The sequence below is a fragment of the Xanthomonas populi genome, assembly GCF_002940065.1.
GTDB classification, from domain to species: Bacteria; Pseudomonadota; Gammaproteobacteria; order Xanthomonadales; family Xanthomonadaceae; genus Xanthomonas; species Xanthomonas populi.
The window spans coordinates 1-1,187 of record NZ_MDEJ01000277.1 but is presented as its reverse complement, the minus strand read 5'-3'; the positions used below and the strand labels follow the sequence as shown (position 1 = coordinate 1,187).

Below are 1,187 nucleotides of genomic sequence, written 5' to 3'. Positions count from 1 at the left end.
GCCGATCTGCTGTTGAGCGCTCTACTGACTGTGCTTTCAACCATAGGTTGACTGGATGGACTGACAATTAAACAGGACAAATAGCGCTACTTGCGCACATGTTTATCCACCGAAGCCGTGGACAAGTTGGCGCGGGGCATGTCGTTGAGGGGTTCGGCTCGGTGATCGCCGTCGCCGCAGGGGCGTTAACCGGCCTGTGCGCGGCAGATTTGCCGGCGCGGGTGCCTGTTTTTGCGGCATCTTGCAGGGGCGAGCCTGCCGGCGACGGCTACTTGAATATGTTTTCTATGTCCGCGATGTACTGCGCGGAGTGCTGTAGGCCGCCTGGTGGGTCGCCCGTGGCGCGGTGCGCCGCAGGGCGGGCATCGCCCCTGCGCGGCGCGGTGCGCGGCTCCTGGGCCGGCTGACGGCGTGCTTGCGCCTGCGTAAAGGACGCAACGCCTGTGCCGCGTGCCTGGTCGGCATGCTTGCGGTCGCGCTTGAGCAACCAGCTGGTGCCAACCATGTCGCACAGCCGCTGGAAGTTGAGCCGGCGCACACCCGCCTCGCTGCACCACAGGTCGCCGCCCTCGGCGTCTTTCTTGTGCCGGCGCACCTGCTTGGTGGGGAATGCCCATCCAAGGCTCACCATCATGTCGAGCGAGCGCCGTGCGCGCCGTTCCTCGGCGGGCGTCTGCCCGCCATAGGCGAGCTGGGCGAGGTCGGGCAGCGTGTAGCGCTGCCAGGGGCCACCGCCCTGGCGTGGCTTGCCCACAAACCCGGTGCGCACGTCAGCCAGGTAGAGCAGCGCCACGGCCATGGCCAGCAACGAGTCGGCCCCATCCTTGCGCAGTCCGCGCACCCGCGTCAGCGCCTTGTCCAGGGCATAGCCGGCCACGATGACGTTGTGGCTAATCCGCTTCCACGCCCCTTTCCGTTCTTCCAGGGCGAGCACCAGCCCGTTGCGAGTGGCATCCAACACGGCCGGCCGGCGCTTCTTGCCGGCCAGCGGCTTGGGCTGACGCCAGTGCACACGCTTGTGCGGCCGGCCGCTGGTGGCGGTCGGTTCTGGGCCTGGCGTCTGTGAGCCTGGGTCTACTGCTGGCATGTCCCGCGCCGATGAACGGCAGCGGGGCGGGGTGTTTGGCTTGTGGGCCTTAGCATCCTTTCCCTCTTGCACGGCTTCGCCGGCGGGATTAGGATGGGGG

At 67.2% G+C, this 1,187-nt stretch carries 1 protein-coding gene; it reads right to left on the bottom strand.

Annotated elements, in window-relative coordinates:
* Window positions 1–268: 268 nt before the first annotated feature.
* On the bottom strand, window positions 269–1,087 hold the full coding sequence (locus XpopCFBP1817_RS20785; RefSeq protein WP_128418485.1) for a hypothetical protein: 819 nt from the start codon (window positions 1,085–1,087) through the stop codon (window positions 269–271).
* Between the last annotated feature and the right edge of the window lie 100 nt (window positions 1,088–1,187).

What these genes read in the sequence shown, in the direction of transcription:
- XpopCFBP1817_RS20785 (WP_128418485.1), bottom strand. Translation starts at nt 1,087, where the DNA reads ATGCCAGCAGTAGACCCAGGCTCACAGACGCCAGGCCCAGAACCGACC.